Below are 25464 nucleotides of genomic sequence, written 5' to 3'. Positions count from 1 at the left end.
TACAAAATTTATAGTCTGATTTGGATAGTCTAGGGGAAACACAAATCCATCTCCACACTCCAGTTAAACTAGCTAAAAACCTTTCTTGGTTTGTAAAAATTGTCCCTTTTTTCTAGAATAGCTAGCAACTTATTTCCTTCAAAGGCAGCCAATTCTTTGTCCGTTTGGTCTAGCTCGATAAAACGGCCAAAGCGCACTTCTGTAGCTTCTTCTGGAGTTAGGAAAACTTTGACAAGATCTCCTGTACCAATCTCTAGAGGATGGAGAAAATCCAATTGACCAGCCTCCACTTTTTCAGCAATTTCTTCCAAGGTAAGAGCGTCTTCCAATTGTAAACCGGCTGCACTAGTCCGTGTCAAATGGGACATGTGAGCCGCATAACCCAACTTCTCTCCCAAGTCAACAGACAAGGTACGAATATAAGTTCCCTTACTGCATTTTACACGAAAGGTGAAACGTGCAAGTTCGCCCTCATAAGAAATCGGACTTGTCCGTTCAAAGCTATAAATAGTTATCTGACGTTCTGGACGCTCCACTTCCTGACCAGCACGTGCATACTCATAGAGCTTGCGACCATTGACCTTGACAGCCGAATACATGGGAGGAATCTGAGTAATAGGCCCAGTCAGGCTAGTAATTGCTTCATCGACAAGCTTTTCATCTAAGGGCGACAAAACGGGTGTCTCTGCGACCACTTCCCCACTAGCATCCTCGGTCGTTGTTGAATAACCCAGAGTGATTTCTCCCTCGTAGACCTTGCCCTCATCCTGCATAAACTCAACCATGCGGGTCGCCTTGCCAACTGCAATGGGCAAAACACCCACTACATCCGGATCCAAGGTCCCACCATGACCAATCTTCTTAGTCCCCAAAATCTTACGCAGTTTAAAAACCGCATCATGCGAGGTCATTCCCGCTTCTTTTTTTAAGTTGATAATACCGTTCATTTTTGCTTTCTATTCCCCCTTCAAGGCATCAAACTTCGCTTTCATGGTTGGATTTTTACGAGTCAATTTTTTAACCGAAACATCTTCCAATTTATTGTTTGCAAGACGGAGTTGGTTTTCTGATGTTGTTAGGAATTTTTTGACCTCTTCCATCCGTTTGATGGCCTTGTCGATTTCATCGATGGCTTTACCAAAGTTAGTTGAAGCTGAATTGTAGTTCTTGGCAAAGGCTAGTTTAAAGGCATACAAATCTTCCTCAAAGTGAGTGATATCAATGTTTTGTTCACGGACAAGTGCCAACTCTTGCTTATATTTCAAAGAATTAAGCGCAGCATTTCTTAAGAGACCAATTAACTGGATAAAGAACTGGGGACGAACCACATACATCTTTTCATACTCGTGGCTAACATCAACAATCCCTGTATTAAAGTAGTCGTTATCGGCCTCAAGCATGGTCACCAAAACTGCATACTCACAGTTCTTTTCACGACGGTCCTTGTCCAATTCTTTATAAAAATCCGCATTCTTATGTTTCTTCTCTGTTCCGTCGGCTTCATTTTTCATCTCAAACATGATGGAAATGATTTCCACTCCATTTTCATCACATTCACGGAAGATAAAGTCGCCTTTAGACCCACGCGCAGAGACCTTGTTATCCTTCTCAAAGTAGGCATTTGGAAAGGCAAAACTACGAACCTTGTTAAACTCACTCTCTGCATACTGTTCCAGACTCTCCCCGATAGCTTTTGTAGATTGTTGGGCTTTGAAATTCTTGTAAAATTCAACTTGTTCACTAGCAGCCTTGAGCTGGGCTTCGTAATTCTGCTTAACAGAAGCCAAAGACAACTCATTTTCCTTTTCTTGCAAGAGGAGCTGATTTTTAACTTGATCTCGTTCTTTTTCTAGGTCAGAGAGGGTCTTTTGCAGTTGATTTTCATGCTCCAAACGTAAGGTAGCCAGTTGGTTTTCCAAGGTCTGTACTTCCTTATCCTTAGCCAGTAAAGCCTCATGACTTGTCTGTTCAACCTCTTTCTTTGCCAATTCTTTCTCTGTATCAAAGTTTTGGATTTGACTCTGTAATTGGGCAATTTCTTGGTCTTTTTGAGCTAGTTTTGACTGTTGCTCATTCATAGCCTTTTGCTCAGCTAGGGCAAGCTCCTGCTTCATGCGATCGTGTAGTTCCTTATCAAACTCTGTCGTTCTCACTTGGGACAAAAGTTCAGCATACTGGCTCTCATTTACTGTAAAGACTTCCCCACAGTTGGGACATTTGATTTCGTTCATAACTTTCCTCTTTCTAGACTTCTGTAACCATTATATCATGCTTGAGGGAAAATCAAAAACAGCGAGTCGAAACCCACTGTTTATATCTGTTACTTTAAATTTTTTCCAAGGCCAAACGCAAATCTTCAATCAAATCCTCTACATTTTCAAGACCGATAGACAAGCGGATTTGGTTTGGTGTGACACCTGCTGCTTCTAGATCTTTTTCTGACAACTGACCGTGAGTGGTTGTGGCTGGATGGACCACAAGGGACTTAGCATCTGCAACGTTTGCAAGGTCAGAGAAGATTTCCAAATTATCAATCACCTTGCGGGCTTCTGCTTCTCCACCTTTGACATGGAAGGTAAAGATTGAACCTACACCTTTTGGCAAGTATTTCTCAGCCAAAGCACGGTAAGGACTGTCAGCTAGTTTTGGATAGTTGACTTTTTCTACCTTAGGATGGTTAACAAGGAAATCAACGATTTTCTCTGTATTTTGAATATGGCGTTCTACACGAAGCGAAAGCGTTTCGAGTCCTTGGAGTAATAGGAAAGCATTAAATGGTGACAAGGCTGCACCAGTATCACGAAGCAATTGAACTCGAACAGCGATGATAAAGGCTGCTGCCCCAACATCGCGAGTATAGCTCAAGTTGTGGTAGCTAGGATCTTCCTCTACAAATTGAGGGAATTTTCCTGAAGCTTCCCAGTCAAAACGACCACTATCCACGATAACACCACCAATAGTCGTACCATGACCACCGATAAACTTAGTTGCTGAGTGAATGGCAATATCTACACCGTGAGAGAAGACGTTAATCAAATACGGTGTGGCAAAAGTATTGTCCGAAACGAGAGGAATTTGGTGTTTATGAGCAATTTCGGCCAATTTTTCCAAGTCAGGAATGTTAATCAAGGGGTTGCCCAAGGTTTCAATCAAGACAAGCTTGGTATTGTCATTGATAGCTGCTTCAACTTCCTCCAGATTATCCACATCGACAAAGGTAGTTGTGATCCCATAACGAGGAAGGGTTTCTTTCAAGAGGTTGAAGGTCCCACCGTAAATAGTTGACGCAGCCACCACATGGTCACCAGCGTGAGCAAGCGCCAAAATAGTGTAGGTTACAGCAGCCATACCTGATGCTGTCGCTAGTGCTCCGACACCACCTTCAAGGGCAGCAATTCGTTCTTCAAAGGTCGCTGTTGTAGGGTTGGTGATGCGAGTATAGATATTGCCTGGTTTTCTCAAGGCAAAAAGATCTGCACCTTCCTGCGTGTCATCAAAAACGAAGGATGTTGTTTGATAAATCGGTACTGCACGAGACTTGGTCGCTGGATCAACGACTTGTCCAGCATGCAATTGTAGGGTTTCAAATTTAAAATCACGAGTCATAAGATGACCTCCAAATAGCTTCATTACGGATATTGTATCATCTTGTACCAGTCTTTTCCAATACCGTTTTTCTATATTTTGATATAAGGAACAACTATGACTAGTCATACACATCAAACAAAAAAGCACGATTAACTCGTGCTCATTTCTTTAATCGACATAAGTATCTTCGTTTTTATTGAGGAAGGCGTATGGCAAGCCCATCAAGAGACCTCCTCCGATAAAGTTCCCGACAAAGGTTACACCCCAGTGACGAAGAATATTAGGAATGTCAAAGTTTGCAATTGAATCCGCTGCAACACTGAATTTCACAATCGCGAAAGAAGCAAAGTTCGCAGCAATGTGCTCGTTTGTCAAGAATACAAACATGTAAATCGCTGATAAGACAAGCCAAAGTTTGGCACCACCATCTTTGACCAAAACAAATGAAAGAATGGCAATGTTTACAAAGATATTGGCTAAAATACCTTCAAGTAAGACTAACTCATTTGAACGACCTAACTTCATCTCTACAACCCCTGAGATGAAACTATCATGAGTCAGATTTGCATAGGCTGCTGAGTGGGCAAAGCCCCAACCTGCTATCAAAGCTCCGATGAGGTTGAACAAGGTACAGTATAGTAAAATCTCAGCTGTTTTTCTCCAAGAGATTTTTTTCAAGAAACTGCCAGCAGTCAAGAACATCATGTTTGAAGTTACCAACTCAGCATTCAAGAAAACAATGTAGGCCAATCCCCAAGCAAAAACAAATGGGAAAAGAAAACGTCCGCTACCTGGCGCTATTTTATTAATCAAGTCAGCTCCAACTGCACCCGCAGCCGTACTAAATGTTAGAAAGGCACCTGCAAACATAGAACGAATCGCATACTTAAATTTACTTTGACTATAAAGACTTTCCTTCTTCTTGCAAGCAAATTCAATCTTTGAGATAAATTCTGAAGAGACCATAAAAAAACTCCTAAAACTTTTATTTGTGATAATTATAACATAATTCTTGTTTTCAAGAAAGCGTTTCCCGTGAAATATGAAAGTTTTGTTCAAAAAATTTCACTTGTAATACTTCTCATATTTTTCTTTAAAAGTTTTTTTAGTTCTCTTTGTTCACACAAAAACCAGCGAAATGACTATTTCACTGGTTCATTAGAGTTTAATAACGCTGTTTATATGGTTTATTAAAGGCACTAAGGACATCATCAGATGTTTCTGAATATGCTTTAACTTCTTTAAAATCACCTTTAACAATAATTCGCTCTGTCGCGTCATAGTCGACACAGGTTACCAATGTGATTTCTTTGATACCATCACGGTCTTCAATTTCGTCTACGCGATCAGGCGTTACGTGCTTCACCTCACGAATCTCATAGGTGTATACTTTATCTTTATCAGTCAGATAAATTTTCATCCCTGCTTTGGCATTGACCAAAGGCGAAAAGAGCATTTGGCTTGCATTTTCAGCAGTAAAGATATGGTGGCTTGCTAGTGAATAGTTGCCTTCCCCCATTTTCTGATTTGCTTTCATGGTCCCTGCCCCGTAGAACAAGTTTACATTATCTAAACCTTTAAAAATAGGCAGGTTGATCTCTACTTCAGGAATGGCAATCCCTCCTATGACTGGAAGTTGTTGAGCATCCCACTGGGCAGCTAACACCGCTTCTGATGAGATTGATTTGACAGAATCAAAATCGAAATTTCCTTCTGCCTCTTTATTCTCTTCAATCTTTTCCTTAGTCACCTGACTGACTTGATATTTATTGGTATTCCAAACCATAAACATGTTTCGGATCTTTGAATTAAAAATCAAGACCAAAGACAAGAGGATGAGAAAGACTGCTAGGATATTGGTCAGCAGGTTTCTGCGTTTCTTTTTTTTCTTTTTATTATCTTTTTCAGACATTATACTTCACTCTCTGTTTCAATTTCAGTCCCAACTTCTTCTTTTTCTGCTGCGGCAACCGTTGTAAAGGTCACAATCTTGGCATCTTGGTCTAGACGCATCACCTTAACTCCCATCGTTGAGCGTCCTGTTTGTGAAATATTGGCAACGTTTGTTCGAATCATGACCCCTGTATCCGTGATAATCATCAGATCTTCATCACCTTTAACAGTGAGGAGGCCTGCAAGAGGACCATTCTTCTCAGCAACATTGGCTGTCTTCATTCCTTTACCACCACGGCCTTTAGTTGGATATTCAGTAGCAAGAGTACGTTTACCATAACCTTTTTCAGTGATGATAAGGACCTCATCCTGGTCAGTAATAACACTTGCGCCAACTACTGTATCACCTTCACGAAGATTGACTCCTCGGACACCTGTCGCGATACGGCTCATTCCACGAACAGCTGACTGATTAAAGCGAACAGAATAACCAAACTTGGTACCAATGATGATATCGGTATCTTCTTCTGTCAGCAAGACATTGATCAACTCATCCTCATCCTTGAGATTCAAGGCCTTAAGTCCATTCTGACGAATGTTAGCAAATTCCTTGACGCTGGTTCTCTTCACGATTCCGTGACGAGTTGTAAAAAAGAGATAAGCATCATCACTACGTTCAGACTCAACGTTGATGATGGTCTGAATGCTTTCGCCTTCGTCTAACTTCAAAAGATTGACAACTGGCAAGCCCTTGGCTGTACGGCCATACTCTGGGATTTCATAACCTTTAAGGCGATAGACACGTCCTTTATTAGTAAAGAAGAGCAGGTGATCATGAGTGCTGGTTGAAACCAACTCACGCACAAAGTCATCATCCTTAACACCAGTACCTTGGACTCCACGGCCACCACGTTTTTGGGCAGTGAACTCACCTTGGTCCAGACGTTTAATGTAGCCCTTGTTAGAAAGGGTAATCAAGACATCCGTCTCCTCAATCAAATCTTCATCTTCAAGAGTTAAGACTTCTCCGACCATCAACTCAGTACGGCGCTTGTCACCAAACTTGCGTTTGACTTCGTCCAGCTCCTCTTTGATGATTTGGGCCACACGCTCAGGTTTGGCAAGAATATCGGCCAAATCTGCAATCAAGGCAATCAATTCATCATACTCAGACTGAATCTTATCACGTTCCAATCCTGTCAAACGACGAAGACGCATATCAAGGATAGCCTGACTTTGACGCTCTGAAAGTTTAAACTTGCTCATCAACTCAGCTTGTGCTTCGGCATCCGTTTCACTAGCACGGATGATACGGATTACCTCGTCGATATGGTCAAGTGCAATTAAAAGACCTTCTAAGATGTGCGCACGCGCTTCTGCTTTTTCCTTGTCAAAACGGGTACGACGAACAACCACTTCCTTTTGGTGCTCGATATAAGCATCCAAAATTTGACGAAGAGACAAGATTTTCGGTACGCCATTCTGAATCGCCAGCATATTGAAACCAAAGTTGGTTTGCATCTGGGTCATCTTGAAGAGATTGTTAAGGATAACATTTGCGGAGGCATCGCGTTTGACTTCGATAACGAAACGAACCCCTTCACGGTTGGATTCATCACGGACCGCAGTAATGCCCTCAATCCGTTTTTCCTGAACCAAGCGAACAATATGCTCATGCACCTTGGTTTTATTAACCATGTAAGGAAATTCCGTTACAACGATACGCTCACGACCTGTCTTAGTAGTTTCAATCTCTGTACGAGAACGAAGAACAATCGAACCTTTACCAGTTTCGTAGGCCTTATGAATACCTGATTTCCCCATAACAAGGGCACCAGTTGGAAAGTCTGGACCAGGCAAGACTTCCATCAAGTCCTTAGTAGTCACATCTGGATTGTCCATGACCAGCTTCACGGCATCAATGGTTTCACCAAGGTTGTGAGGAGGAATGTTGGTAGCCATCCCAACAGCAATTCCAGTCGCCCCATTGACCAAAAGGTTTGGAAAACGAGCTGGCAAGACCAGAGGTTCACGTTCATTGGCATCGTAGTTGTCTACGAAATCAACCGTATTTTTATTGATATCACGAAGCATTTCAAGAGCAATCTTGCTCATACGTGCCTCAGTGTAACGTTGCGCGGCAGCACCGTCCCCATCCATGGAACCAAAGTTTCCATGCCCATCAACGAGCATGTAACGGTAACTCCACCACTGGGCCATGCGGACCATAGCTTCATAAATAGAGGAATCTCCGTGTGGGTGATATTTACCCATAACATCCCCTGTGATACGGGCTGACTTTTTATGGGGTTTGTCTGGAGTAACACCTAATTCATTCATTCCGTAAAGAATACGACGGTGAACTGGTTTCAAGCCATCTCGAACATCAGGAAGAGCACGAGCTACGATAACACTCATGGCGTAGTCGATAAAGCTAGTCTTCATCTCCTTTGTCAGATTGACATTCACTAAATTTCTATCCTGCATTCATAAATGCCTCATTTCACTATTAGTAACTAGATATATTATACCATAAAATGTACATCATTTCAGTCTTTGGAAATCACTAAAACGTTTACATCAAGAACAAGAGGGCATATTCGTGACAAAGTTTTTTAAAAGTGATAGAATGAAAGTGTCTGGGGATTCCCCTAAAAAAAATGAAGGAGATGTTTAGATAATGACTTCAACTAAACAACACAAAAAAGTGATCCTTGTTGGTGACGGTGCCGTAGGTTCATCTTACGCTTTCGCACTTGTTAACCAAGGAATTGCACAAGAGCTTGGAATTATCGAAATTCCTCAATTACACGAAAAAGCTGTAGGTGATGCGCTTGACCTTAGCCACGCCCTTGCCTTCACTTCACCTAAAAAAATCTACGCTGCTCAATACGCTGACTGTGCAGACGCTGACCTTGTTGTTATCACTGCAGGTGCTCCTCAAAAACCAGGTGAAACTCGTCTTGACCTTGTAGGTAAAAACTTGGCTATCAACAAATCAATTGTAACACAAGTTGTTGAATCAGGTTTTGATGGTATCTTCCTTGTTGCAGCTAACCCAGTTGACGTTTTGACTTACTCAACTTGGAAATTCTCTGGATTCCCTAAAGAACGTGTTATCGGTTCAGGTACTTCACTTGACTCAGCTCGTTTCCGTCAAGCACTTGCTGAAAAATTGGATGTTGATGCTCGTTCAGTTCACGCCTACATCATGGGTGAACACGGAGATTCTGAATTTGCGGTTTGGTCACATGCCAATATCGCTGGTGTAAACCTTGAAGAATTCCTTAAAGATACTCAAAACGTTCAAGAAGCTGAATTGATTGAATTGTTCGAAGGCGTTCGTGATGCAGCCTACACAATCATCAACAAAAAAGGAGCTACATACTATGGTATCGCAGTAGCACTTGCTCGTATCACAAAAGCAATCCTTGATGACGAAAATGCAGTACTTCCACTTTCAGTCTTCCAAGAAGGGCAATACGGTGTTAAAAACGTCTTTATCGGTCAACCAGCTGTTGTTGGTGCACACGGTATCGTTCGTCCAGTAAACATCCCATTGAACGACGCTGAAACTCAAAAAATGCAAGCATCTGCAAAAGAATTGCAAGCAATTATTGATGAAGCATGGAAAAACCCTGAATTCCAAGCAGCTTCTAAAAACTAATCCATATAAAAACAGTTCCTTGTAGTCAGAAGGGACTGTTTTTGTATTATCTAACTCTTATCTAACTATCGAACAAATTGACAAAAAAACTAATGAGTCTCTTGTATGTATCCATGTACCCTTTGTATTCACATAACTCCATCACAAATTGCCTCACGTTCAATCAATACAAAAAAACAGCAAATCGATTTGCTTCACTATTTTCTACATATGATTTTACAAATGTCTTTCCAACCACTCTATCTTTTTAAAATCCTTATTGTTATTGTGCTCATTTCGATAGGAATCTTGGGAAGAAGCCTTGTAAATACTTAAATACTGTTCTAAACTTGGAACGCGAAAAGTGATGTTTTCGTGATGAATCAGCTCTATATCTGATTCCGAAACTCCTGCAAAATCAGGTAAAGAATCGATACTTCCGAATTCAACGCTCAGACCATCCTTTTGGAATTCATGCTCATGAATATCTATTAAGGCGTAACCTAAGCGTTTCATCACTTTCATTATCTTATCCCAATCATAAATTCTGAGATGATCAGGTGCTTCCCAACCTCTAGGGTCACCAGGCACATGAATGTCAATGTCTGACGGCCCCCATTCTTCATTTGAACGGTATTCAAACCCCAAAGAGCCCATGAGAGTCGGAGTGATCCCGACTTGGTTTAAATGAGAACAAATTGTTCGAAATTCATCAAATAGAGAATTCATTCCTCCCCCAATCGTTGATATAAAACTCGATTTCGCAGTGAAAAATAAACTAATGTTTACCTTCTACTCTTTCGGTTTCGAAAATACTTCTACTCGCTGTGCTAGGACTTTGATTTCTACAGGTAGGTTATCGGATTTATCGCCGTCAACATCTGACTCCAATTCACTATCTGAAGAGATCTTAATATTACGCGCTCTGATATACTCAATATTGTCATTTCCGACAACATCCCCTTTTAGTAAATCAGGAATGACGGATAATTTTGAGAATATAGAAGCATCTTTCAGAATCAAAATATTGGCATAGCCGTCCTTGTTTTCTTCAAAGATTTTCTTATCAGCGAAGTAATTTGTCAAGAGAACCAAAACATGACTAGCTTCACCAACATAATTTCCATTTTCTGTCTCAACCTTAATGTTAAAGACCTGATCCGTCATGACAGACTTCATGGTATTTACAGCATAGGCTAGAATACCAAATTTTGTCTTATCCTCGATTTCAACATTGTGAATCGCCTCAGGCAGAGAACCGATACTAAAGATATAACCAAAATAGTTATCATTCGCTTTACCGATATCAATCTTGTTGGTTAAGTTAAAATCGAGTTCATCAATCGCACCATCGATGTCTTGATTGATTTCCAGAAGTTTCGTAATGAGGTTACCCGTCCCACCTGGGATAATACCCAACTTAGGAATGTAGTCTCTCTCAGCAATACCCGAAATGACTTCATTGACTGTCCCATCTCCACCAAACACAAGCACTGCATCGTACTGCTCACGTGAAGCTTCCTCAGCAAAATGTGTTGCATCTAAGGCTTTTTCAGTAATTCTGGTTTCCACGTGCTCAAAATAATCTTTGGCTTTATTCTCCAGCTTGACCTTATAATCCAAAGCCTTTTCCCCACCAGAGGTTGGGTTGATAATTACCATTGCTTTTTTCATTGATTTTCTCCTTGAATTTTAAATAGAAATATTAGCGTAGCTACATTTATCATTACATACAATGCTATTATATAATGAAAACTCAGAAAAAAGAACTTTGACGTACTGGGCATTGATGTATAATAGCTAGTTTAAAATTCAGATTATCAAAAGCAAGTCACTTCTATTTAACTACCTCGCCATACTCTTTTATTTTATCAGCATATTCGGTCAAAAGATTCATTGAATAAATTTTTTCATTACTTGAATTTCTAACTTCTTTCCAAAGAATAGAAGCTACTTTTAGCTTATTCGAGTAATTATGACTATTTTCGTCTGCACAGAAATCCTTTAAAAATTGATTCCATTGACAAACCGAATGATCATACTTGGCATAATCTGAATTTCCATAATAAACTTTTAGCATATCTTGGATTGTAAAACTTAAATCATGTTCTCTTTTGACTTTTCTCCAAGCAGTAGCCATATCAGCAGTAAATTTGAAGGGTGAAACCTCTGTTAAAGTTGAGAAATATTCTCTAAAGGGTGCATTAAAGGCGAATCCACATTCAAGTAAGGGCGTATCTAAAGTAACGACTTCTACTTGTTTCTTCTTGCTTTTTATTGATGATTTTTTAATCAAATTCCCCTTGAAGTACTGCTCAATAATATGATTGAGTTCCTGTTTTGTACCTCTATATTCAAGTCCTAATGACCTGCATATCTGTGAAAGTTCATCACGATACCAGTAATATTTATTAAATTCATCAAAGGATGTGATTTTATCAAACTCAGGTCTGCTCTCTATCAATATAATACCTCCTTAAAACCAATCTAGTTTTCATCTTAAAATAATGGGTTTTAGTTCCTATATTTTGAGGAATAGTTCCGTTTCTCTAACAATTCTACGCACTCAGCGGTTCGGACTTACCGTATCATCCGTGAAAAAACAATCCTCACGAAATAAAGGAAAATCCTTCGTTTTGATATTGTTCCATTCGTAAACTGAATCTACAATGTCTCCAACTATTGCTCCTAGCATACGTTTCCTCCTTATGGCATATCAGATTCGTTACACATTTCTAATGAGTCACTCTTTAAAAATGGCACCACCAAATCAATCCACTCATAAGGCAGGTAAGCTGATAAATAGCCGTGGTTATAGCCCTTTCCTTCATACAAAATTGTATTTGAATGTAGCTGATGAAATAATTTCGCTGATTCTTTCACACAGTTCAATTCTTTTTCACCATAGATATACAGAACCTGAGCCTTGCTAGCAGAAATCATATCTTTCAGCTTGTAACATCCCATATAGTTTTTGTAAATGGTCACCAATGTTTTGATAGGCGTCCTTGGCAAATCCTCCAAATAATAAGCTTTTATTTCCTCTGGATAAGCCAGTTTAGGATAGAGTTTGTTCATCATGCTTAACTGAAGTTTGCAAGAGAATTTATTGAACATCAGTTTACCAAATAGAGACACTAGAAAGATGCTGATTTTAGCTAACCTTGGTTGAGGAATACAGAGACTTCCGTCTATGATGGCCTTCTTAGCAATTTCACTGTCTAAAGACAAAAGCTCCATGGCAATTTGACCACCAAGTGAAACACCACCGATTGCAAACAATTTCCCACCACAGTTTGCTTTGATATAGTCTAGAATCTCCAAAGCAGAATCTTCAGTAGAAACATAATCAAGTTGATATTCCTCGCCGTGGCCATTCAAAGTTGGTAGAATAATACGGTATTCTTTTGACAAGATTCGTGCTTGACGAAGATAATTCCACCAAGAACTTCCACCACCATGTATCAGTAAAATAGGAGGCAAATTCTTATCACCAAATTCATGGAATTTCATGTTTAACTCCTTACTGTAGGACTTTCACTAGCTACATCCTTGTTTAATTGGCTCGTACAAGCAAAGCTACACACTCAACGTGCGAAGATAGTCATCAAACTTCGAACTTTCCCGTGCAAGTCGGCTTTGCCTAATATTTTCAAGAATCCGCTCTTTATCAAAGGGCTTCTCTGCCACTCTCACTACATCATCCGCAAGTTTGCTTGAGAAGTGCATCACCTCACGTAGAGTCTTACTCTCAACGCTGAAGGTAGGCATGGTTCCCATACCTCCCGCAAAGGCAACTGCCTCTTTACGAATGCCAACTGGGATTCGAGTGTCTAATAATTTCTCCCCAAATTTCCCAATGACATTATTGCTCTTCGCTAGGATATTGTCAACCTTTGATCCCCATTTTTCGACATTTGCGAGAATTCTTGATTTGGTGCTGTTCTTGGCTAACTGAATCATCTCAGCTGCCTTAGCTCCTAGTTTCGTCCCCTTAGCCATCTTACCTACAGCTGCTGGACCGACAAAAAGACTAGCAACTTCAAAGGTCAATCCTCCTACGTCATAGGCATCCATATGGGTAACTTTATCCCAGAGGGCTTTTCCTGTCTCTTGAGCACGATAAACTGCCTTATCCGCATAGCTCGCATTGGGATCCTAGCCACGCTGAGCCGCACCTGAATCCGTCAGAGCAGTGTAAGTTCCTACTCCTAACTCCGCAAGGCTAGACAAGTTATCTGCCGTTCCTTGCAAGTTACGCTTCATCCACTCTGGAGTTTTACCTCCTGTTAGGCGATTGACGCCATCAATACTGGCAATACCAATGATCTGAGTCAAATCTACAGCTCCGATGGCAGTCTCTGAAACCATACTACCAGCTGCACCAATAAATCCTTCCGCAAACAGGAGTGTATCTTTCAAGTCCTGTGGAATAGGCAGATTCCGTGTGCCCTCAACGACATCGCCTCACCAGGAACCAATCTCATTCGAGCGATCCTTCAGCCAGTATTGGATGGGGTGATGACGACGATAAGAAGCTTCTCGCTCAGCGGCTTCTTGTTCTGCCTTGCGTTTAGCAGCCTCAATCGCTTCTGCCTTGGCTCTCGCATACTGCTGATCCAGCTCATGAATCGCTTTACCGAGGTCGTCATGCGCCACAAAGTTAGTTAAAACAGGATCGCTATAACTCAGACTCTTCACTCTTCCAGCAGCTGCCATTTGACTACTTAAAGCACTAAAAAGCTGTTCAGTACTGCTGGTTGTCGTCATCTTATCAAAGGCATTGACCTTATTCTTCGTATCCTGAACATACTTCCGGGCCGCCTGGGTATTGGTATAGAAGGTGCTGCTTAAGGGAGCACTCAGACGATAGAGAGTCGAAATACCATCATAGATACTCTTGAAGTTAGTATCCATCACCTTGTGTTTCTCATCGGCTTCATTTAGCTTCTTGACCGCATCATCCAAAGTTTCTTCTGCCAGAACTGCCGTTGCAGAGGTTTCGCCAACAAAATTCTGAAAATCCGTGATCGTCTTGGAAAACTCAGAACCTAGAAATTCTAAGCCATTCTTTAAGCCAACAATCACGGGGTTATGAACATTATTGATTTCATATATATATATGACTTAATATAACTTAGAATAATATGATTGTAAAAATTACTTTAATCATTCAATCACAGTCAATTGATTTATGAACTCCTCAAAAGAGTTAGCTATAAAATAAGTATTTCCATCATCGTCCGAACCCTCTAAGTTATAAGCATGATCATAATAGTACACCCCTTTATCTTCTCCTTTACAAACTAAAATAAAGAACCCCATCAGTACATCATCTCCAATAATAAGAGTGTTTTCAGGTAAATCTTCTTTGTATTCTTGAGTCCATTCAAGAATGTTACAATTCTCGGTTTCTGTATCAATTCCATATAGAATATCTATGGCTATTACTTCTTGATTCAAAGGAAGTGCTATACCAAGCTCACCTTCTGCGCACATCCCATTATTCGATAGAATAAAATCCTTATAATCTAAAGGGAATGAGATATTTAAAGTATTTTCAACTCGAGTAATTTGCTCCTCATTTATTTTTTTAAAACCTTCTAGAATCATCTTATTTTCCTTTCTTTAGGGAAACTCCTCCGCGATGGGTAAACTCTGCGTGAATGCTCTTATTCACTTCTTGTAATGTCTTTAAGTCCTCATGATGGTGCCATGTGCTACTTCGTAGTTTTTTTCCAAGAGGAGCTGTCATATTTGCTTTCTTAAAATCAATAGCATAATTCTTGAATTCACCAATTTCCACTTCCTGCCTTACTAGACCAGCTTCTTTAAAATCAGGAAATCCATCAATATATTTTATTGTAATACCCTCAGAATTTGTATATACCCAAGTACCGTCTTCAAGTATTTCAATTTTCCCACCTTTATCCATCCATTTTTGTGGTGTCGGAGAGTTTTTAGGTTTAGTTTGTAATAATTCTTTTGTTATATTCTCTGCAGTAAGTTCACCTTTAAAAGTCGCTGTAGCTTTCCCAGAACCACCTACTCCTCGTACTACATCATCCGCCGGACAAAATCTTTAATGCGTTTAGAAAAACAATAAATATCTATTCTTTAATTTCCAGATTCATCGTCCTCATCGTCTAAAATTATTTCATCTGAACTGACTAACTCCTCTTTGGTAATTTCTCCCATTTTAAATCTGCGTCTTTTGTTTAGATCAAAAATTATTTCATGCAAATCTGCAAAGTAAGAAGAAAAGTTAGCCATCGAAGACAATAACTCGTAATAGAATTGACTGTATTGCTCATCAGCTATACTTTGATCAATTATTTCTTCCTTGAATGCTGAAATACCTGACATAAGCTCTTGAAAGTCATCAGATAGATTATCATCTATCAATTCTTTAAAATCTTTTAATTTTTTATTTTCTTCTAACGAGTATCCTAGCCTCGAATTGAATCGTTTACACACCTCATAAAGTTTATAGATTTCTTCCTTCAATGTAATTTCCTTCCTTTAGCTTTTAATAACTTATCTGTGTTTAAAGTACCATCAAGATTAAGTACAGATTTCAAATTACCACGTTTATCAAAAACTTCAAAATGGTCCATATGTAAACCATCCAAATACAGGTAATCTCCTTTGCGCAAATTTCTATCAACCTTCTCCATCACCTCATAAACACTTTGCCCGTCATATTGTTTCTTCGTCTTTCTAAGACTGCCCCTAATCTTTTTTCCAAAGTCTGTCTCAAAAAACTCAGACATATTATTAACAGCTTGTGTGACTCGCTCCGCCTTCCCAGAACCACCTACACCTCTCACAACATCATCCGCATGTTTACTTGAGAAGTGCATCACATCACGTAGTGTCTTACTCTCAACGCTGAAGGTAGGCATGGTTCCCATACCTCCCGCAAAGGTAACTGCCTCTTTACGAATGCCAACCGGGATTCGGGTGTCTAATAATTTCTCTCCAAATTGCCTAATGACATTATTGCTCTTAGACAGGATATTGTCAACCTTTGATCCCCATTTTTCGACATTTGCGAGGATTTTTGCCTTGGTACTGTTCTTAGCTAACTGAATCATCTCAGCTGCCTTAGCTCCTAGCTTGGTCCCCTTAGCCATCTTACCCACAGCTGCTGGACCGACAAAAAGACTGGCAATCTCAAAGGTCAAGCCTCCTGCGTCATAGGCATCCATATGGGTAACTTTATCCCAAAGGGCTTTTCCGGTCTCTTGAGCACGATAAGCAGCCTTATCCGCATAGCTGGCATTGGGATCCTGGCCACGCTGAGCCGCTCCTGGATCCGTCAGAGCAGTGTAAGTTCCTACTCCTAACTCCGCAAGGCTAGACAGGTTATCTGCCGTTCCTTGCAAGTCCCGCTTCATCCACTCTGGAGTTTGACCGCCTGTTAAGCGATTGACGCCATCAATACTGGCAATACCAATAATCTGAGTCAAATCTACAGCTCCGATAGCAGTCTCTGAAACCATACTTCCAGCTGCACCAATAAAACCTTCCGCAAACAGGAGGGAATCCTTTATCCCTTGAGGAAGCGGTAGATTTCGTGTTCCCTCAACGACATCCCCCCACCAGGAACCAATCTCATTCGAGCGATCCTTCAGCCAGGCTTGGATGGGGTGATGACGGCGATAAGAAGCTTCTCGCTCAGCGGCTTCTTGTTCTGCCTTGCGTTTAGCAGCCTCAATCGCTTCTGCCTTGGCTTTCGCATACTGCTGATCCATCTCATAAATCGCTTTACCGAGATCTTCATGCGCCACAAAGTTAGTTAAAACAGGATCACTATAACTCAGACTCTTCACTCTTCCAGCAGCCGCCATCTGGCTACCTAAAGCACTAAAAAGCTGTTCAGTACTGCTGGTCGTGGACATCTTATCAAAGGCATTGACCTTATTCTTCGTATCCTGAACATACTTCCGGGCTGTCTGGGTATTGGTATAGAAGGTGCTGCTTAAGGGAGCACTCAGACGATAGAGAGTCGAAATACCATCATAGATACTCTTGAAGTTAGTATCCATCACCTTGTGTTTCTCATCGGCTTCATTTAGCTTCTTGACCGCATCATCCAAAGTTTCTTCTGCCAGAACTGCCGTTGCAGAGGTTTCGCCAACAAAATTCTGAAAATCCGTGATCGTCTTGGAAAACTCAGAACCTAGAAATTCTAAGCCATTCTTTAAGCCAACAATCACGGGGTTATGAACATTATTGATTTCATTCGTAATCGCTTTCCCAACTTCTCCATGCATGGAATTACTGGTGATGATGGCATTCATCCCATTTTTAGCGGTATCCAACTGACTCTGAGCAGTTGCGACCATCTTCATATAGGCCTCTTGGGCTTTCTGAAGCTCCGCAATATCGACATAAAATCCCATTAGCCTTCCTCCGTGTTTAAATACGGCTCATAATACCGAACAAAATCCTCACTGCGCATAAAGGCAGTCGATACTTGTTGCTGGGAGAGCTGAGTCGCACGTAAAACATCCTCTGTAAACTGACTTTCCCAGTCGTCACTGTAACCTTCAAAACGAAGTCGCTCAATCATCATGTTACTTACGAAAAAAGCGTCCATTCCAGGCATCTCACCCAAGGGCCAGATGCGAGCCAAATAGTCTACCACATAGTCATCAAATCCTTCTTGAAGAGGCATCTTGCGGCCTGAAATCGTAACGAGTGGTCCTGGCCCCTCCGCTAAGCTTTTCTGGAGTTCCTCTGGTAAGAGCTCCAAATCTAGCTCAACAACAGAACCTAAAGGATAAATAGGACTGTAGACACTGTCCACAATCCCCATGAAATCCTGTAAATCAGTGATGGAAAATAGTTGATCTAGTTGATTATAATGGATCTGAGCTTCCTGATTCTCATAATCAAAATGACAAGTAAAAGTTGCACCGAAACTTGGCACATACTCATAGATATCCTCCAGTTTCCTCAGAGCCTTATAGAGTCCCTTCAAAATCTGCGGACGCATTCCTAATTGTTGACCAAGTTGAATCAAAGTATCATCTACTTCGAATGTCTCTCTCGTACGGCTAGTAATAATACTTGTAAAAATCTTATTCTTATCGTATTGAACCATTACTTAAACCTCACATTGGCTGTATTCTTATCAAACTGACCGGCCATAGCTTTATCATCAGCCACAATCTTCTCACCAACCGTAATCATTTGAGAAGTACGCTCCATTTCAAAATCCTTATAATCACTCAGAATTTTTTTCGCTTGTTCTTGAAGGGTCTCAAAAGATTTCATCCGATTCAAGGTAGTTTTTCCAATCTTTGTCACTTGAATGTCTGATACAGATGCGACCTTAGTCCGTGCTGAGGTAACAACACTTTGCCAAGAAGCTGAACTGATTCCTATTTTATCCATCTATCCTACTCCCTAAAAAATAGCTGCCAAGAAGCTTTCAACCGCATTCCAAGCACTTCCAATAGCACCACCTAAATCGCCTAGCTCCAATTTTCGCTTTGCGATCTCTGCATCCAACTTCGCCAAATTCATTTCATGCTCATTTTGATGCGTATTCATCGTCGTCGCAATTTTCGATAAAGTCTTATCAAATGTATCACGTCTTGTCCCTTTAAAGGTATCCGTAGAAATAGTTGTAGAGTATTGAGAAACTGTATTGCGGAACTCACTATAGGATTGAATTTGCTTAGAAAGTTCTTTTCTAGCAGATTCTAACTTCTCAATCTCTGCTTTTTTCTTATCGTATGCTTTCTGGTACTGATTCGCCAAACTTTCATAGCGACTCGCTTGCGCTCGATTATAAGCATTACTAGCAAGCCGCTTTTCTTCAAAATCACTCATCTTTATACCTCTTTTGACTAAACCTTACAGTTAATAGAATTATATCAAAAATTCTGATGTTTTACCATAAGGAGAATGAAAAATAAGAGCAAGTCAAATGACTCGCTTTTATTCACTGATAAGCTTAATACGATAGCCTTCTCGGCTGGTGAAGTAGTTGTACTCATCGACTCCGACAACGGACTCTGTGAAGCTACTCTTAATGGATACAACATTCTGGTCTTGGAAACGAATACCAATACAGCCTGCAGGCACATTGACCTTTAGAATCTTATCCACTTCCATATAACCATTAACAATTTGACGCAACTCACCCATAAAGATGAAGTGGAGCCCAACGGTCCCTCCTTTGTGCAGGAGAGACTTAAAGGCATCTTCTGTCATTTTAAGATTCATAAGCTTGCTGAGGGCTTGTGCTTCTGGAATCAAGATGTAGATAGGATAATCCAAATCAGCTGGCGTGCGCGCATCCACTTCAGACTGCATATCCATAAAGAAACCAGGGATCTCCTCGCCCACAAATACTTCGTCGAACAGCCCTTCCGACTGATGGTAGTTTCCTGTTGGATCCACCAAGAACTTTTTAATGTGACTAGGCACTTTTTCTAAGCCTGTCAGAAGCGCTGCTTCGCCATATTCTAGCTGTTGCATGGTATCATAGAGAAGCTCAAAGTAGCCGTCTCGTTTTGGCACAAAGCCAACCGGGTGTGTACTTTCTTTGTCAAAACCAATTGGCAACTCGCCTCTTTGCCACATATCCTGAACTTCCTCGTGATCTTCAAAGAAACTCGTAGAAATCTTACTTGGCAACATAGGTACTGCTTTTGGACGTAAGCCTTGCCAGTCTTGATTCATCGATTGGATTTCTGCTGTTAAGTGAGAAAGACGGTCGATGTCGTCTTTTCCTTCTATCGGCAGATAGACTTGTAACTCTAGAACTTCTTCCTGTGTCACCTGAGCACGGCCGACAATTTCCTGGCCTGGCAGGGCATCACGTCCCATAACCGTCCGAAGCGCTCCTTCTTCTACTAAGTAAAAGCTCAAAGCATTGGGAATCGTCGAGCTCATCCGTAAACGCAAGCTACTAGAGCTGAGTACGGTTATCAGAGTATAAATACCCAGACTAGCTCCTTCACGTAGGAGCTGGTTGACAGCTGACTCGATGATCTCCTCTAATGGGCTTTCCCGTACTGAGTCATAGCCATCAAAGAAGTTGAGAAGAACAGGGAGAGCTTGACCTGTCTTTTGCTCATACTGTGACAGACTAGACACGCCAACCTCTGTAAAGAGGGCTTTCCGCTCTTTCATAAGACTATCCAGACGTTTCAGATACTTGAGGAGCTTTTCTTCCTCATCTAGTCGAACCAGATCCGCCACGTGTGGCAACTCTCTAATTGGTAAGAGACCATTCGTCCCAAAATCAAAAAGGTTAAACTGAACTTGCTCAGGCGTATTTCTACGAGCCAGATTCATGAGGATAGTTTGAAGAGCTGTTGATTTTCCAAAGCCTGGGGACCCATATAAGACGGTATTGCCCAACTCCTCAATATCAAAGTGGTAGACCTCCTGCTTTTGAGCACTTGGCAGATCCAGCATGCCTAGTGGAATGGAGAGTTGACGTGGGGTTGTCCACTCTGCTTGACGGTCAATTGCCGCTCCTACTAGCTCCTCTCCAAGAGGTGGTAACCATGGCTTTTCAGGGAGGATGACTTGCAGACGCTCCGTTTCCTTATTGATATAATCAATCACAGCTTCAAGCTCTGTCTCCTGCTCTTGTGTCTCTTCAACCGAGTAATCCCCGTCATTTCCGTCAATCAAGAGTTCGCTCTGCCCTAGTTGATTCACTAACCAAATCCGTTCATCTACTTGATTACCTTCATCACTATAAGGCTGATAATCCGCTCCACTCCATGCTGACTGAAAGAGTTCATAGATTTCATTGTTTCCGACCTGAAGATAAGCACGACCAGGCTGAGTGATACTAGCCGCATCTGGGGTTTTGATAATCTCATTTGAGTCTGAAGGATCGGCAACCTTGAGCGCCAGCTTAAAGCGAGAATTAGACCAGATCTGCTCATCCACCACTCCAGATGGCTTTTGAGTCGCAAGGATCAGGTGAACCCCTAGGGAACGTCCGATACGTGCCGTGGAGACGAGTTCTGCCATAAACTCTGGTTCATTTTGCTTCAACTCCGCAAACTCATCTGAGATCAGGAAAAGATGAGGTAAAGGCTCTGTCGGATAAGTCTTTTTCTCCTCTGGATCGCTAAGTGCCTTTCCTTTTTTATAGAGCTTGGTGTAGCCATTGATATGGTTGACACCGAATTTCCCAAAGAGACGCTGACGCTTTTGAAGTTCCGCACGAATACTCTTCAGCGCACGAGCTGTCCCAGCTCCATCCAAGTTGGTAATAGCACCCATCAAGTGAGGCAGCTTGGCAAAGAGATTGGCCATTCCTCCCCCTTTGAAGTCAATCGGAAGAAATCCAACATCTTCTGGCGCAAAGTTAACAGCTAGAGACAGAATATAGCTCTGCACAATCTCAGACTTACCAGAGCCGGTAGTCCCTGCAACTAGTCCGTGTGGACCATGCGCACGCTCATGAAGGTTGAGCAGCACAATATCATCCTTTCCTCGAACACCTAGAGGTACAGCGAGAGACTTAGATGCATCCGCCGCCTGCCAGCGTTTCTCCACATCCAATTCCTCGACCTGCTTAACACCGTAGAGTTCCATAAAGGAAATCGTATCTGGAATCGAGTTTTTCTCCACTTCGATATGATTGAGATTGGCCAAACGGTAAATCGCTTCTTCAAGTTTTCCATTTTGAGGCAGACGATTAGGCTTAAAGTCTTGGTTGATATAGATATGATGATTATTGACGAGCTTGGCTGTTTCTCCATTTTGGTAATCAACCACTGCCGTCACCGTCTCAGGCAACATATTGAGGCTTTCCTTACCCCAGATAACCGTCACCCCATACTGGGTCATATCCTCTGCCAGAAATTCATTGAGCCCATGTCCTGACAGCCATGACTCATCCAAAATCGTCAAGACATAGTGCGGCGAGAAGATTTGCTCCTGCTTTTGTTCCCGAACGACCTGACGACGCTTGACTAACATCTGGTAAAAAGAGGTCAAGATCATGTCCCTGGTCTGGTCATCATGAATAAGTCCCCGTAGATTGAGACTCCGCATTTGCGCATGAGGCAACCAGCGCCATTCTCGCCAGTGATTCTCGTATTCCTCTTGGGAGACCAAGGTCACAAACTCTACATCATGATAGGAATGGAGCGCCGCAATCTGAAACAATAGCGTTTGAACTGCTACTCGTAAGACAGGAACTACTCCCGCTAATCCCAAAGCCTGATCACGTAGAGAGAGGACAATAGGCGCATCCTCTAATTTTATATGAGGTTGTACCAGTTTTTTCTCGACAAAGCGGCTCCAGTCTTCCTTGCGATTGGTTGGTTGAAAACGTAAGGAATAACTAGAATCAATCGTTCCAGTTCCCAAATGAACCTTTAGAAAGTCATCATTTGTCACCATCTTCTCATAAATCCGTGGGTTGTAACTTTCTACTAAATCCACTAATTCATCAACCGATGGAAAATTATATGTCAAGGCTTTCTTTTGTTCCGCCTTTAGACGACTCAATTGGCTTCCTGTCTCTAAGAGATACTCTTGATAATCATCGTTTCTTTTCTGATTCTTCTCTTTGACTTCCTTTTTGTTGGTAAAATAGCTCGATACTGAAAATCCAGCTGTCAAGAGACTGGCACTGGCCATTCCCATCATAAGAAAGGCATTTCCCTGCATAAAGACACTAGAGGCTCCGCTAATCACCACCATTCCAACAGGCGGTACGATCGCACGCCATAGCTCACCACGTCTAAGTTTTTCTTCTGGCGCTGGTGAATTGATTTCCACCTTATCCTCAGGCTCTTTTAGATAAATGCGTGGACTTCTACGATAATTAGGAAACTCATATGGAAACTCAGCTTGATAAGGCTCTTCAAACAAATGATCAGATTGGATAGTGTACTGTCTGCTCAAGGGCAGGAAATGGATCTGATGTTCTCGAAATGAGAAAAGAAAGCAGTCCACCACCAAAACATCCCCTACCTGAATAGAGGCATCAACTTCCTCTAGAATTTGTCCATTTAGATAAACCTTAGCTCCATTAGATGATCCAGAGAGATGATAGGTATTCTCCTTAACCTTCAGGTAAAGGAGAGCTTGACTTTCAAGGCAAACATTTGCTTTCTTCTCCTTAGAAAAGAGTAAGTCCTGCTTAGGATAGGTAAAGGAATGGATCTGAATCTGTTCATGTGGAATGGCTACCAGACTTTCCTCCTCCTGACCAGCCCAAGGGATTCCGTCCTTTTCAAGACCACTTTCAGTAATTGAGATATGACTTTCTCCAATATTGATTGAGGAGGCCCTTTCGGTCAACTCTTTGTACTCAAAGCATTCTTTAAACGAAAACACATGCCAAAGAACCTCTTCATCTGACAGCTTTTGACTCCAAGTCGCTTGTTTGCCCTTAGTTGCCATTTTTAGTCTCCTTTGATGTACTATTTGCCTTTGAACTTCCGTTTAATTGTTCCTGTAACTTATCAATTTCTTTTTGATACTTTTCAAGGAGTTCTCGCTTTTTCGCTCCGCTCATCGTACTGTCTGTATTGACCTGATCATAGAGCTTCGTATAAGCATGAAGAATATACTGAATGTCCCCAATATTTTGAGCAATATCAAGTGCTTTTTCAAGTTCCCCACGTCCGATATAGATCCAATAAGAAAGAGTATTCTCACTAGATTTCTGTGACAAGTTTCTAGATACAGCTTCCTTTTGTTCTTGAGTCAGATTGTCTAACTCTAACGAGCTAGCCGCAAGTGTATACTGGACTCCCTTCGGAAGACTATTTGGAGCTTCTGACTTAAGACCTTCTACCACTGCCGTATAATCCTTAGCAATGTAACTCGTCTCAGCCTGAATGATTTTATACTGCTTAGGCACCACATAAAAAGCATAAATACCTGTTGCAATCCCCATCGCAACTGTTACAATTGCGAGTCCTAAAGAACTCCATTTAAACAATTGATAGTTCCTTTTCGAGACAAGCAGTTTTTCCTTTTGACGCTTCTCTTCTTGGATACGAGCCTGCTCACTAATGAGATGGTCTACTTCATCAAAAGTCTCCGCTTTAAAAAGAGTTTCCGCAAAAGCATTTTTTACCGTCGTAAGACTATCAATTAACTCTTCAAAGTTGAGCTTAGGTTGTAAAATGAACACAGCTAAAGCCTTATATTGCTTTAACAAGTCCTCTTTCATGAGCGAAAAAGGAACCACACTATCTGTCATCCCTCTATGTCCTAAAAGGACACTTTCCCCGCTCACAAACAGATTATCTGGGTGAATAAAGGGTTTCATAGGCTGATCGACAGTTTCTTTTAAGAATTGTAACTTTTGAAAAAGATGAAGGCGTTCTAAGATTTCTTTATTTTCAACAGATTCTCGAATCGACTGATAACCTGCTGGAATTTGGTAAGAAAGACGAACGACCTCTTCTACCTCTTCTTTCACTGCTCCTTGAGCTAAATGTGCCGTGCTTTCTAAAAAGAATCGATACTGCTTCATCCGATTCAGTTGAAATTGATTAGCGGATAACTTAATCTCTAGTTCACCAGCCTCTTTCGACCACTTAGATTGGATACTTGTCTCTTGTACTTTCATTTCTTTCTCCCTACAATTTCTAATTGATCTCCGTTTCCTAAAGGAAAGTCCGCTATCTGGTCATCATCATAAAAGGCAATTGATTTATTAGTCACTTGAAGATCAAAGTGACTTGGTAGCTCTTGGTTCATCATTGAAAATGACTCACATATCAGCTCTTTTACTCTCTTGAATGAAACCTGCGTTGGAAGTTTCAAATCATATATTTGGTCTCTCCATTTTATACCAACCGTAATTGTCTTCATCACACACTCTCCTTCTTAAAACGAAGCACTTTTGAGTACTTCCTACCTAGCCAAACACCTAGATAGGTCACTCCAAGTAGACCTATTCCCAATCCTAAAATAGATAGCCAAGTAGGTAGCGAAGTGTTAGAGGTGCTCTCTCCAGTCAAAATTGCTTCATCTGCTCTATAATTTGCTTGAAACAAGCCACGCGTCACCTTATCCTGACTCTGAAAACTATTAGTATCTTTAGTCCCGGTAAAAAGAGAGGACTGCGCTTGATGAACATTCTCTTGCTGTGCTTTTTGTAGCTGTTTTTCTTTCTTCACACTATCTTCTAAAAATAATTCAGGAATATTCTTAGACTTAGTAGTCTGAGGACTGTTCCCTTGATCATGGATGGTTTGATTATTAATTTCAAGACTTCCATCATCTGCTCGGACATCACCTGAGTTAAGAAAAAAACACAACAATAATAGACTAAAAATGACTTGAACCTTCTTCATAAATCTCCTTCCCCACTTGGTAAA

At 41.2% G+C, this 25464-nt stretch carries 26 protein-coding genes; 1 reads left to right on the top strand and 25 read right to left on the bottom strand.

Annotated elements, in window-relative coordinates; translation table 11 throughout:
* Positions 1-68: 68 nt before the first annotated feature.
* The 6 genes from truB to gyrA all read right to left on the bottom strand — a co-directional run bounded on the left by truB (position 69) and on the right by gyrA (position 7968).
* Positions 69-947 carry a tRNA pseudouridine(55) synthase TruB gene (gene truB, locus B7709_RS07965; RefSeq protein ID WP_084972359.1) on the bottom strand — a complete coding sequence of 293 codons (879 nt, stop codon included), beginning with the start codon at positions 945-947 and terminating at the stop codon, positions 69-71.
* Positions 948-956: 9 nt separating this feature from the next.
* A complete protein-coding gene (locus B7709_RS07960) occupies positions 957-2231 on the bottom strand; it encodes a DUF2130 domain-containing protein (protein ID WP_084972358.1) in 1275 nt (424 codons plus the stop codon).
* A gap of 94 nt (positions 2232-2325) precedes the next feature.
* Positions 2326-3606: an O-acetylhomoserine aminocarboxypropyltransferase/cysteine synthase family protein gene (locus B7709_RS07955; RefSeq protein WP_084972357.1), complete on the bottom strand. Its 1281-nt coding sequence runs from the start codon at positions 3604-3606 to the stop codon at positions 2326-2328.
* A 150-nt stretch (positions 3607-3756) separates the two neighbouring features.
* Positions 3757-4554, bottom strand: a complete 798-nt coding sequence (locus tag B7709_RS07950) for a formate/nitrite transporter family protein (protein ID WP_000254787.1) — start codon at positions 4552-4554, stop codon at positions 3757-3759.
* Between the two features lie 199 nt (positions 4555-4753).
* Positions 4754-5500, bottom strand: a complete 747-nt coding sequence (locus B7709_RS07945; RefSeq protein ID WP_084972356.1) for a class A sortase — start codon at positions 5498-5500, stop codon at positions 4754-4756.
* The gene (gene gyrA, locus B7709_RS07940) at positions 5500-7968 is read right to left on the bottom strand and encodes a DNA gyrase subunit A (RefSeq protein WP_084972355.1); all 2469 of its coding nucleotides are present in this window, start codon (positions 7966-7968) and stop codon (positions 5500-5502) included. The genes B7709_RS07945 and gyrA overlap by 1 nt, the downstream gene beginning before the upstream one ends.
* A gap of 193 nt (positions 7969-8161) precedes the next feature.
* Here gyrA and B7709_RS07935 point away from each other — a divergent pair, with 193 nt between their 5' ends.
* Positions 8162-9148, top strand: a complete 987-nt coding sequence (locus B7709_RS07935) for an L-lactate dehydrogenase (protein WP_070800159.1) — start codon at positions 8162-8164, stop codon at positions 9146-9148.
* Between the two features lie 216 nt (positions 9149-9364).
* Here the strand turns inward: B7709_RS07935 and B7709_RS07930 are convergent, their stop codons facing one another.
* The 19 genes from B7709_RS07930 to B7709_RS07830 form a co-directional block, all read right to left on the bottom strand.
* Entirely contained in the window at positions 9365-9856 is a 492-nt protein-coding gene (locus tag B7709_RS07930) for a phosphoribosylanthranilate isomerase (RefSeq protein ID WP_084972354.1), read from the bottom strand.
* Between the two features lie 63 nt (positions 9857-9919).
* Positions 9920-10801: a diacylglycerol/lipid kinase family protein gene (locus B7709_RS07925; protein WP_084972353.1), complete on the bottom strand. Its 882-nt coding sequence runs from the start codon at positions 10799-10801 to the stop codon at positions 9920-9922.
* 163 nt (positions 10802-10964) lie between these two features.
* Positions 10965-11591, bottom strand: coding sequence for an SAP domain-containing protein (locus B7709_RS07920; protein ID WP_084972352.1), 627 nt, complete (start codon positions 11589-11591; stop codon positions 10965-10967).
* Between the two features lie 102 nt (positions 11592-11693).
* Entirely contained in the window at positions 11694-11822 is a 129-nt protein-coding gene (locus B7709_RS10265) for an ADP-ribosylglycohydrolase (RefSeq protein WP_084972351.1), read from the bottom strand.
* Between the two features lie 11 nt (positions 11823-11833).
* Positions 11834-12640 (bottom strand): alpha/beta hydrolase, encoded by an 807-nt coding sequence (locus B7709_RS07910; RefSeq protein ID WP_084972350.1) that lies wholly within the window; start codon positions 12638-12640, stop codon positions 11834-11836.
* Positions 12641-12706: 66 nt separating this feature from the next.
* A complete protein-coding gene (locus B7709_RS07905) occupies positions 12707-13204 on the bottom strand; it encodes a hypothetical protein (RefSeq protein ID WP_204956360.1) in 498 nt (165 codons plus the stop codon).
* Positions 13205-13285: 81 nt separating this feature from the next.
* On the bottom strand, positions 13286-13549 hold the full coding sequence (locus B7709_RS07900; protein WP_084972349.1) for a hypothetical protein: 264 nt from the start codon (positions 13547-13549) through the stop codon (positions 13286-13288).
* Positions 13550-13594: 45 nt separating this feature from the next.
* The gene (locus B7709_RS07895; RefSeq protein WP_275655636.1) at positions 13595-14236 is read right to left on the bottom strand and encodes a T7SS effector LXG polymorphic toxin; all 642 of its coding nucleotides are present in this window, start codon (positions 14234-14236) and stop codon (positions 13595-13597) included.
* Positions 14237-14296: 60 nt separating this feature from the next.
* Positions 14297-14740: an SMI1/KNR4 family protein gene (locus B7709_RS07890; protein WP_061603750.1), complete on the bottom strand. Its 444-nt coding sequence runs from the start codon at positions 14738-14740 to the stop codon at positions 14297-14299.
* Between the two features lies 1 nt (position 14741).
* Entirely contained in the window at positions 14742-15062 is a 321-nt protein-coding gene (locus B7709_RS07885; RefSeq protein ID WP_084972347.1) for an HNH endonuclease, read from the bottom strand.
* A gap of 182 nt (positions 15063-15244) precedes the next feature.
* The gene (locus B7709_RS07880) at positions 15245-15634 is read right to left on the bottom strand and encodes a hypothetical protein (protein WP_000656834.1); all 390 of its coding nucleotides are present in this window, start codon (positions 15632-15634) and stop codon (positions 15245-15247) included.
* Positions 15631-17535, bottom strand: a complete 1905-nt coding sequence (locus tag B7709_RS10195) for a T7SS effector LXG polymorphic toxin (protein ID WP_193431704.1) — start codon at positions 17533-17535, stop codon at positions 15631-15633. Before B7709_RS10195 ends, B7709_RS07880 begins: the two co-directional genes overlap by 4 nt.
* Positions 17535-18239: a DUF4176 domain-containing protein gene (locus tag B7709_RS07860; RefSeq protein WP_084972346.1), complete on the bottom strand. Its 705-nt coding sequence runs from the start codon at positions 18237-18239 to the stop codon at positions 17535-17537. Before B7709_RS07860 ends, B7709_RS10195 begins: the two co-directional genes overlap by 1 nt.
* Entirely contained in the window at positions 18239-18532 is a 294-nt protein-coding gene (locus B7709_RS07855; RefSeq protein ID WP_084972345.1) for a type VII secretion protein, read from the bottom strand. The genes B7709_RS07860 and B7709_RS07855 overlap by 1 nt, the downstream gene beginning before the upstream one ends.
* A 12-nt stretch (positions 18533-18544) precedes the next feature.
* Positions 18545-18973, bottom strand: a complete 429-nt coding sequence (locus B7709_RS07850; RefSeq protein WP_070842359.1) for a DUF5082 domain-containing protein — start codon at positions 18971-18973, stop codon at positions 18545-18547.
* 108 nt (positions 18974-19081) lie between these two features.
* Positions 19082-23530 carry a type VII secretion protein EssC gene (gene essC / locus B7709_RS07845; protein WP_084972344.1) on the bottom strand — a complete coding sequence of 1483 codons (4449 nt, stop codon included), beginning with the start codon at positions 23528-23530 and terminating at the stop codon, positions 19082-19084.
* The gene (essB, locus tag B7709_RS07840) at positions 23520-24710 is read right to left on the bottom strand and encodes a type VII secretion protein EssB (RefSeq protein WP_084972343.1); all 1191 of its coding nucleotides are present in this window, start codon (positions 24708-24710) and stop codon (positions 23520-23522) included. The genes essC and essB overlap by 11 nt, the downstream gene beginning before the upstream one ends.
* Positions 24707-24955, bottom strand: a complete 249-nt coding sequence (locus tag B7709_RS07835; RefSeq protein ID WP_084948606.1) for an EsaB/YukD family protein — start codon at positions 24953-24955, stop codon at positions 24707-24709. Before B7709_RS07835 ends, essB begins: the two co-directional genes overlap by 4 nt.
* Entirely contained in the window at positions 24955-25440 is a 486-nt protein-coding gene (locus B7709_RS07830; RefSeq protein ID WP_084972342.1) for a type VII secretion EssA family protein, read from the bottom strand. The genes B7709_RS07835 and B7709_RS07830 overlap by 1 nt, the downstream gene beginning before the upstream one ends.
* Between the last annotated feature and the right edge of the window lie 24 nt (positions 25441-25464).

The organism is Streptococcus oralis subsp. dentisani (genome assembly GCF_002096335.1).
In the GTDB taxonomy this organism is placed as follows: Bacteria; Bacillota; Bacilli; order Lactobacillales; family Streptococcaceae; genus Streptococcus; species Streptococcus oralis_Z.
Note: the sequence above shows the minus strand (reverse complement) of the source record. Positions and strands in the feature narration are given on the sequence as shown.